This window comes from Sphingobium sp. (genome assembly GCF_041987595.1).
Taxonomy (GTDB): domain Bacteria; phylum Pseudomonadota; class Alphaproteobacteria; order Sphingomonadales; family Sphingomonadaceae; genus Sphingobium.
Genome location: NZ_JBHIWJ010000084.1, coordinates 8,244 through 17,279, shown reverse-complemented (window position 1 = coordinate 17,279; position 9,036 = coordinate 8,244). Strand labels below are relative to the sequence as shown.

General features: G+C 66.0%; 6 protein-coding genes and 1 pseudogene. 4 read left to right on the top strand and 3 right to left on the bottom strand.

The window, feature by feature from the left end; all coding sequences use genetic code 11:
- The 4 genes and pseudogenes from ACFC3J_RS17340 to trxA form a co-directional block, all read left to right on the top strand.
- Positions 1-435: pseudogene (locus tag ACFC3J_RS17340) on the top strand (nucleotidyltransferase family protein); the annotation flags it as partial.
- The gene (gene addB, locus ACFC3J_RS17335) at positions 428-3,403 is read left to right on the top strand and encodes a double-strand break repair protein AddB (protein ID WP_375197351.1); all 2,976 of its coding nucleotides are present in this window, start codon (positions 428-430) and stop codon (positions 3,401-3,403) included. The pseudogene ACFC3J_RS17340 and the gene addB, both read left to right, overlap by 8 nt.
- Positions 3,396-6,827 (top strand): double-strand break repair helicase AddA, encoded by a 3,432-nt coding sequence (addA, locus tag ACFC3J_RS17330; protein ID WP_375197350.1) that lies wholly within the window; start codon positions 3,396-3,398, stop codon positions 6,825-6,827. The genes addB and addA overlap by 8 nt, the downstream gene beginning before the upstream one ends.
- 29 nt (positions 6,828-6,856) lie before the next feature.
- A complete protein-coding gene (gene trxA / locus ACFC3J_RS17325) occupies positions 6,857-7,177 on the top strand; it encodes a thioredoxin TrxA (RefSeq protein ID WP_192667050.1) in 321 nt (106 codons plus the stop codon).
- 20 nt (positions 7,178-7,197) lie between these two features.
- Here the strand turns inward: trxA and ACFC3J_RS17320 are convergent, their stop codons facing one another.
- From ACFC3J_RS17320 to ACFC3J_RS17310, 3 genes are all read right to left on the bottom strand, one after another.
- Positions 7,198-7,809 carry a glutathione S-transferase family protein gene (locus tag ACFC3J_RS17320; protein WP_375197349.1) on the bottom strand — a complete coding sequence of 204 codons (612 nt, stop codon included), beginning with the start codon at positions 7,807-7,809 and terminating at the stop codon, positions 7,198-7,200.
- A gap of 17 nt (positions 7,810-7,826) precedes the next feature.
- Positions 7,827-8,627 (bottom strand): inositol monophosphatase family protein, encoded by an 801-nt coding sequence (locus ACFC3J_RS17315; protein WP_375197352.1) that lies wholly within the window; start codon positions 8,625-8,627, stop codon positions 7,827-7,829.
- Between the two features lie 16 nt (positions 8,628-8,643).
- On the bottom strand, positions 8,644-9,036 hold a 393-nt coding region (locus ACFC3J_RS17310; RefSeq protein ID WP_375197348.1), incomplete at its 5' end, for a bifunctional ornithine acetyltransferase/N-acetylglutamate synthase.

Sequence of the window (9,036 nt, the reverse complement as noted above, 5' to 3'; positions counted from 1 at the left end):
CATGCCAGGGAGCAGTTGGGCGATGCACCATTCTTCTGCGCGAACAGCGATAATCTGTGGGTAGACGGCCCGCAGGAAACGTTGGGTATGATGCGCCGGATCTGGGACCCGGAACGGATGGACGCGCTGCTGCTGCTGGTTCCGCTGGCCCGTGCGACCTGTCACAAGGGTCCAGGCGATTTCCATATGGACGCCAATGGTCGCCTGAGTCGGCGTAGGACCGCCCACGTCGCGCCTTTCGTCTTCACCGGCGTGCAGATCATGTCGCCAAAGCTGCTGGTCGATCCGCCGTCGGAGGTGTTTTCCACCAACGTTTTCTGGAATCGCGCCATAGAGGCAGGGCGGCTTTACGGCGTCTCGCATCAGGGGCTGTGGTTCGACGTCGGCACTCCGCAGGCGATCCCGGTCGTGGAGTCGATGCTCGCTTATGGGTGATCGAACCCGGCCGGCGCTGTTCAACATCCCTGCGCACCGCGCTTTTTCCGATGCGTTGGTAGCCGGCATCCTGGCGCAGCAAGGCGGCGATCCAATGCGGCTGGCGCAGGGCATGGTTCTGTTGCCCAGCAACCGTGCCGTGCGCGCCGTCAGCGACGCCTTCGTTCGCAGATCCGGTGGGGGACTGTTGCTGCCCCGGCTGGTTACGCTGGGCGACCCGGACCTGGGCGAGCAGGTCGGCGGCGCGCTCGACCCGCTGGAAGAAGGGGAAGCCATTCCGCCGGCCATCCCGCCCATGCGCCGCCAGATGATCCTGGCGAGGATGGTGCAGCAGGCATCGGCGCATCCCGTGGATGCGGGTCAGGCGCTCAAACTGGGGCAGGCGCTGGGTGCGGTGCTCGACCAGATGCAGGTGGAGCGGGTTCCTGTCACGGCGCTGGCCAACATCAGCCTGTCGGACGAACTGTCGCAGCATTGGCAGACGTCGCTCAATCTCTTCTCCATCCTTCTGGAGCGCTGGCCGGAAGAGCTGGCGCGGCTGGGCTGCATCGACCTTACCGATCGCCGCAACCGGCTGCTTGACCGGGTTGCGGCGCGCTGGGCGAAGGCGCCGCCCCCCGGTTTCGTGACCGCGGCGGGCATCTCCACGACGGCGCCTGCGATTGCGGCACTGCTCCGCCGCATCGGGACCATGCCGAATGGCTCAGTCGTCTTTGCAGGGCTGGATCAGGAGATGGATGCCGAAAGCTGGGACGCGATCGGGCCGTTCGATCCCGATCCGATCACCGGCCGCGCCCCTGCCGGGCACGAAACCCATCCCCAATATGCGCTGAAGCGCCTGCTCGACCGGATGAGCGCAACGCGGGAGGATGTGGCTCTCTGGCGCTGGGGCAGCGAACATGATGCGCGATCGGTGCGGGGACGGAACATTTCCAACGCGATGCTGCCGCCGCGCCTGACCAGTCGCTGGCGAGACCTCAAGACCGCCGACCGCTCGCTGGCTGGAGTAGAGGCGCTGGAGGTCGCAACGGCGGGCGAGGAGGCGCAGGCCATCGCCATTGCGCTGCGTGAAGCGGTGGAGACCGAGGCGCGCACCGCAGCGCTGGTGACGCCCGACCGGCAGCTCGCGACCCGCGTGTCCGCACACCTGAGGCGCTGGGGGATCGAGGCGGACGATTCCGCCGGCCAGCCGCTTTCCCGTCTGCCGCCAGGCACGCTGCTGATCGCCATGGCAGAAGCCGTCGCGGAACGTTTTGCGCCCGTCGCGCTGCTGACGCTGCTCAAGCATCCTCTGGTGATGCGGGGCGAGGGGCGCGTCGCCTGGCTGGAGGGGGTCCGCGGGCTGGACCTGCTGCTGCGCGGACCAAGGCCGCAAGCGGGCATCAACGGTCTCGACCTGCTGTTGGCCGAACGGGAGGGCGAGGATCGGCAGCGCGCCCTGCGCGCCCGGACGCGTGACTGGTGGTCACAGGCCCGCGCCTTGCTGGAACCGCTGGAACAGACCTTTCTGACCGCGCCGGACCTCGCGACCCAACTCGCCGCCATACGCGAACATGCCGGGCGGCTGTCGCGGGATGCCGTCTGGGCCGGGCACCAAGGCCATGCCGCAGCCGAACTCTTTGCCGAAATCGAGCAGGCTGCTGGCGAAGGCCCGCGTCAGGCGGACATCCGGTCTCTGCCTGCGCTGCTTGATCATATGCTGGGCGGCCTGTCCGTGCGGCCGCCGCAGGGCGGCCATCCGCGCGTCAGTATCCTTGGCCTGATCGAAGCACGGCTGGTGCAGACGGATCTGATGATCCTCGGCGGCCTTAACGAAGGCACCTGGCCGGGGCTGCCCGCGCACGATCCGTGGCTTGCGCCGCGCATCCGGCGAGAACTCGGCCTGCCGGGGCTGGAAAGCCGCATTGGCCTTGCAGCGCATGATTTCGCCAGCGCGCTGGGCGCGCCGCAAGTGCTCATCACCCGCGCCCGGCGCGGATCGGGCGGCCCGGCGGTAGCCTCGCGCTTCTGGCTGCGGCTCAAGGCCATGGCAGGACCGCAATGGAAGAGCGCCGATCGCTATGCCGCGCTGGCGAAGGCGATCGATCATGCCGCCGAGCATCATCCGGCCAGACGCCCCGCGCCGGTGCCGCCGCTTTCGGCCCGGCCCAAGCTGATTCCCGTCACCGATGTCGATCGGCTGAAGGCCGATCCCTATGCCTTTTATGCCAGGCGCATCCTTCGTCTGAGCCGACTCGATCCGGTGGACGCCGATGCGGGGCCGGCCTGGCGCGGCACGGCGGTACACGAAATCCTGCAACAATGGGCGGAGGCCGGCACAGGCGATCTGGCCGATCTGGAAGCGCGCGCCCGCGCCATGTTCGAGCGGCCGGATGTCCATCCGCTGCTGACCGCGCTGTGGCAACCGCGCCTCATCGAAGCGATCCGCTGGATCGCGGAGGAGGTCGCAAGCGACCTTGCCTCCGGCCGAAAGATACTCGCCGTCGAAACCGAGGGGCGCGCAGACATCGCGGGCGTGACCTTGACGGGCAAGGCAGATCGGATCGACCGCTTGCCCGACGGGAAAATCGGCATCGTCGACTATAAGACCGGCAAGCCCCCCAGCGCCCGGCAGGTTCGCGCCGGCTTCGCGTTGCAGCTGGGGCTGTTGGGGCTGATTGCGGAACATGGCGGATTTCCGGGCACCGATGAAGCGCCGGTCGCCAACGCCTTTGAATATTGGTCGCTCGCCAAAAAGGGCGACGCCTTCGGTTATCGCGAAAGCCCGGTCGATCCGATGGGGAAGCGCGACAAGATCATCACTGCCGACTTTACATCGCACGTCCACGCCCAGTTCGAATGGGTTGCCGCCGCTTATCTTACCGGATCGGCCCCCTTCGATGCGCAGGTGAACCCGGAAGTCGCGAATTATGGCGATTATGACCAGCTGATGCGGCTGGAGGAATGGTACGGCCGCGACGATGGCTAAAAAGGCAAAAGCCCTGCAACCGCTGGCCGGCGCGCAGGCGCAGGCCGCAGCGCCCGACGCCCATGTCTGGCTGTCAGCGTCGGCGGGGACGGGCAAGACCCACGTGTTGACCGCGCGCGTTTTTCGCCTGCTGCTTCAAGGCGTGCGGCCAGAGAATATTCTGTGTCTCACCTTTACCAAGGCGGGCGCCGCGGAGATGGCCGACCGCGTCCATGACCGGCTTGCCGCCTGGGTGCAGATGGAGGAAGGCGACCTTTTCCAGGATCTGGAGGCGCTGGGTGAGCAGTCCGGTCCCGAAGCGCGTGACCGTGCCCGCCGTCTCTTTGCCGAGGTGCTGGAATCGACCGGCGGCGGACTTCATATCCAGACGATCCACGGTTTCTGCCAACAGTTGCTGACCGCCTTCCCGCTGGAGGCCGATCTGCCGCCCGGCTTCCGGCCGCTCGACCAGCGCGAGCAGACATCACTGGCCCGGCAAACGCTGGCGGACATGGTGGTGGTCGCGCAGAATGAGGGCGATGACGGCCTGATAGGCGCGCTGCAATCGCTGAGTCTGCGCATGGGCGAAGGTGGGGCGGAGGCCTATCTGCTCCGCTGCGCTGCCCGGCTTGATGCGCTCAGGGCCTTGCCGGAAGAGATCACGCCCTGGCTGATGCGTGAACTCGACCTGCCCGAAGGCGACATAAACGAGCATATCGCCCAGCAATGCGCCGATGACGCCCTGGACATGCGGTCGCTGGCCTGGATCGCGCAGGCCAATGCCGATTGGGGAACAGGCCGGGCGCTGGAACGCTGCGACCGGATCGCCCGCTGGCGGGGTCTTGATCCGTCGGCGCGGGCCGCCTCGCTCGCCGACCTTCATGCCGTCTGGGCCAAGTCCGACGGCGAACTCATCTCCACCGCCAAAGGCTGGGCGCCGCCCGTCGATGGATATGGCGATGCCATCGCGCGCATGCATGAATGGTGCGCCTCGCTGCTGGGCCTTCGCGTGCGGGCCGAATATGCAGCGCTGTTGGGCAAGGCGCTGCATGCGGGGCGCGCCTATGCCCTTGCCTATGCCCAAGCCAAGCAACTGGCAGGTGCGGTCGATTTCGACGACCTGATCGCCAACACCGCGGCCCTGCTGTCCCAGCCCGGCATCGCCGACTGGATACGCTTCAAGCTGGACCAGCGCATCGACCATATATTGGTCGATGAGGCGCAGGACACCAATGCCGACCAATGGCGCATCGTCCGGGCCATTGCCGAAGAATTTTTCGTCACGGAATGGGAGCCGGGCGAAAGATCGCGGACCATCTTCACGGTCGGAGATTACAAGCAGGCGATATTCGGCTTTCAGGGAACCAGCCCGCAGAATTTCGCCGCCGCGCAGATATTGTTCGGGCGGGATATCCGGCAGTCCGGCCGTTTCTTTCATGAACTGTCGCTGGAACGCAGCTTCCGCTCAACCCCGGCCGTGCTGGATGTGGTCGACCGGACCATTTCGACGCTCAATGCCGAACGATTCGGTCTTGATCCGGGCGAAGTCCGCCATGTCAGCGCCAACCGCTTCCCCGGAGAGGTGCTGCTCTGGAAGCCCGCCATTGCCGGCCTGTCGGACGACGCGGAGGGCGAGGAGGATTGGGCGGCCGATCAGGAACGGCTGCTCGCCCGGAACATTGCCCGTCAGATCAGGCAGTGGATCGACGACGGGTTGATGCTGGAAAGCCGCGGCCGCCCGGTGACGGCAGGCGACATCATGGTGCTCGTCCGCCGCCGCAGCGAACTGGCGCGACTGATCGTCGCGCGGCTGTATGAGGAAAGGGTGGCCGTAGCCGGGATCGACCGGCTGCGCCTGAATGCGCCGCTTGCCGTTCGGGACCTGCTGGCGGCGCTGCGTTTCGCGGTGCAGCCGGAAGATGATCTGAATCTGGCCGCGCTGCTTGTATCGCCGCTGATCGGCTGGACGCAGGACGAACTGATGAACCGCCTGCTCGGCCGCCGCATCGGCCTGTGGCAGCATCTTGCGCAGACGCAGGAGGATGCGCTGCTGGAACCGCTGCGACAGTTGCTGGGACAGGCCGATTTCACCACGCCCTACCGCTATCTGGAGGCCATCCTCTCCGGCCCGATGGACGGCCGCCGCCGCCTGATCGAGCGGCTGGGCGCCGAAGCCGCCGATCCGATCGAGGAACTGCTGAACGCCGCTCTCGCCTTTGAGAGCGACGACCACCCCTCGCTCCAGCGCTTCATCGACTGGTTCGACCGGGGCGAGGTGGAGATCGTCCGCGATGCCGCGGCGCAGACCGAATCGCTGCGGCTGCTGACGGTTCATGGCGCCAAGGGCTTGCAGGCGCCCATCGTCATTCTGGCCGACGCCTGCCTTGATCCCGATGCGGGTAACCGGGCGGATGCGCTGTTTTGGAACGGCTTGCCGGTCATTGCCCCTCGCCGGGGGGAAAAGCAGGGTCCGATCGGACAGGTCGCCGAAGAAGCCAGCGCAGTCGAGCGCGCCGAGCATTGGCGCCTGCTCTATGTCGCAATGACCCGGGCCGAGGAAAAGCTGGTGGTGACCGGCTCGCTGGGCCCCCGCGCCAGAGGAGAGGTGAAGCCGGAAAGCTGGTATGCGGCGGTCGAAGGCGCTCTCATCTCGCTGGACGCCGAATGGGAGGCGGACCCGCTATGGGGCGCCCGCCGCAGGTGGGCGGGACATGAAATTTTGCCGCCCAAGGCGCCTGACCCCGCCGTTGCGGAAGATCGGTCCGATCATGGCGAACCGGCCTGGCTGCACCATCCTGCGCCGGCCGAAGCGCGCCCGCCCCGCCCGCTCGCGCCCTCTGCGGCGGTCGAGGACGACATTCCCTATCCCCCGCCGACTCCGGCCATGCGCGATGCAGCGGAGCGTGGGCGCTGGCTCCACCGCCTGTTCGAACGTCTGGGCGATGTGCCGCCCGGCGATCGCCGCTCTCGCGCCGATCGCTGGCTGGCGCAGCAGGGGCTGGCCGATCCGGGACAACGCCATGACGTCATCGATCAGGCGCTCCGCGTGATCCAAGATCCGCAATTTTCCGCCCTTTTCAGCAAGGAGGCCTTGGCCGAGGCACCCATCGCCGCCGTCGTGGGCGAGGCGGTAATCGCGGGCACGGTGGATCGACTGCGGATCAGCGGCGATCTTGTCCAGCTCGTCGATTTCAAGACCGGCCGCGTGTCGCCGTTGGGCGTCGACGAGGTTCCGCTCGCCCATGTGCGGCAGATGGCGGCCTATGCCGCAGCCTTGCAGGTGATTTTCCCGGACCGACGGGTGGAAGCCTCACTGCTCTATACTGCCGCACCGCGCCTCATCACCCTGCCGCCCGAACTGCTTGCACGCCACAAGCCGGGCTTTTCGCAGGGACAGGAGAATTTGCCGCTGCCGCCCGTTGAGCCGGATGCGAGCCCGTCCTAGATATCTGCCCAACGCAAGGAGACAAGAATATGGCTACCAAGGCAGTCACCGACCTCAGCTTCCATCAGGACGTCATCGAGGCGGACAAGCCCGTCCTCGTCGATTTCTGGGCGGAATGGTGCGGCCCCTGCAAGATGATCGGCCCCGCTCTTGAAGAGATTTCGGAGGAACTGGCTGACAAGGTCACCATCGCCAAGATCAATATCGACGAAAATCCCGACGCGCCCGGCAAATATGGCGTGCGCGGCATTCCGACGATGATCCTGTTCAAAAATGGCGAAGCGGCCGCCACCAAGGTCGGTGCGGCGCCCAAGAGCGCGCTCAAGGGCTGGATCGAAAGCGTCCTGTAACTTTCTGAAAAAAGGCTGGCTTAGGTGAGCGGGATCATCACCGTTTCACGATAAGCCGGCCTTTCGCGCAGCCTGTCATACCAGGCGCGGACATGCGGCACATGGGGGCGCTCCATTTCCAGCGTGAAGAAGGTGTGGGCATAGGTGCCCATCGGCACGTCCGCGACCCCGAACTGCTCGCCCGACAGCCAGTGCTGAGCCGCCAGCGCCTTGTCCAGAATGAGCATCGCCTCGCCAGACTGCCGCGCAGACCGGGCGAGCGCCGCATCATCCCGATCTTCGGGCTTCCTGCGAACGAGGTTCAGAAATGCGTCCCGCTGCGCATCGGCGAAGCTGAATTGCCAGTCCATCCACTTATCCCCCTGCGCCCGCAATGCAGCATCGACGGGCCACATCGCCTCCGGCGCATAGCGGTTCGCGAGATAGCGCAGAATCGCGTTCGATTCCCACAACAGCACATCGCCATCCTCGATCGTCGGAATGAGCCGGTTAGGGTTCATTGCGACGTAGGCGTCGCTCATGCCGAACTGCCCGCCTACATCGTGGCGAACATAGGGAAGGGCGATCTCGCCGGCGAACCAGGCCACCTTCTTCACATTATGGGAATTGAGGCGGCCCCAGATCGTCAGCATGTCATCATCCCTTTAAGTCAGCGGAACAGCTTGTCCGCCGCCAGATCCCAAAGCCGGGGCGAGGAAGCGCCCAGCAATCCGCGCCGCAGATCGCCCACCACATAGGGCGACCCGTCCAGCCGCTGACAGCAGCCGCCCGCTTCATTCAGGAACAGCGTGCCTGCGGCATGATCCCACGGCAGGGTGCGCGCAAAGACCGAAACGTCATTCTGTCCCAGCACCAGACGCGGATATTGTTCGGCGGCGCAGCGGGGAATATCCACCAACTGGAAGGTGGACTGCGACCGGCGCTGGATATCGGCGCGTTCCTCGGGCGTCATGAAATAGACGGCGAGCGCAGCGATCGGCAACTCGGCGCCGCTTTCCTGCGCGTAGACCTGCTGCCCGTCAATATGGCTCCCCGCGCCCAGAATGGCGTGGCATAGCCGCCCGCTCAGCGGGTCCAATATCCACCCGGCCAGGATCGTGCCCGCATCGGCGAGCGCGACCATGATGCCGAAAGGCGGCTTGCCCGCGGCGAAATTGCCGGTCCCGTCGATCGGGTCGATGATCCAGTTCAGCCCTTCTCCGGCCCTCTCCAATATCGCTGGATCGGCGGCGCAGGCTTCTTCCCCGATGATCCCGGCTTCGGGCAGAATGGCAGACAGCCCTTCTGCCAGACGGATCTCGCTTTCCCTGTCGGCGATGGTGACCAGATCGTCTGCCGCCGACTTCTCGCTGATCTCGTGGCTGGCGAGATTTTGATAGCGCGGCATGACGACCTCGCGCGCGACCTCGCGCATCAGCGCGACGACCGGCTCATGCGGTTCGATCGGCATCAGTTGGACCCCATCCTCAACTGCGGTAGTCCGCATTGATCGAGATATATCCATGCGTCAGGTCGCAGGTCCAAACCGTGGCGCGGCCTTCGCCCAGCCCCAGATCGACGCCGATCGCTATGTCCTGCCCCTTGAGATGATCCGCGACCGGCGCCTCGTCATAACCCTCGACCGCAAGCCCGCCGGATGCAACCTGCGTGGAGCCGAATCGGATGGAGAGCCTGTCCCGATCGGCCGGTTCGCCCGCCTTGCCGACGGCCATGACGACCCGGCCCCAATTGGCGTCTTCGCCCGCAATGGCTGTCTTCACCAGCGGCGAGTTGGCGATGGACAGCGCGATGCGATGCGCGCTCGCATCATTCGTTGCGCCTTCAACCGTAATCTCGATGAACTTGGTGGCGCCTTCGCC

Bases quoted from the DNA above. Each gene is read 5' to 3' on its own strand.
- addB (WP_375197351.1), top strand. From the start codon at position 428: ATGGGTGATCGAACCCGGCCGGCGCTGTTCAACATCCCTGCGCACCGC.
- addA (WP_375197350.1), top strand. From the start codon at position 3,396: ATGGCTAAAAAGGCAAAAGCCCTGCAACCGCTGGCCGGCGCGCAGGCG.
- trxA (WP_192667050.1), top strand. From the start codon at position 6,857: ATGGCTACCAAGGCAGTCACCGACCTCAGCTTCCATCAGGACGTCATC.
- ACFC3J_RS17320 (WP_375197349.1), bottom strand. From the start codon at position 7,809: ATGCTGACGATCTGGGGCCGCCTCAATTCCCATAATGTGAAGAAGGTG.
- ACFC3J_RS17315 (WP_375197352.1), bottom strand. From the start codon at position 8,627: ATGCCGATCGAACCGCATGAGCCGGTCGTCGCGCTGATGCGCGAGGTC.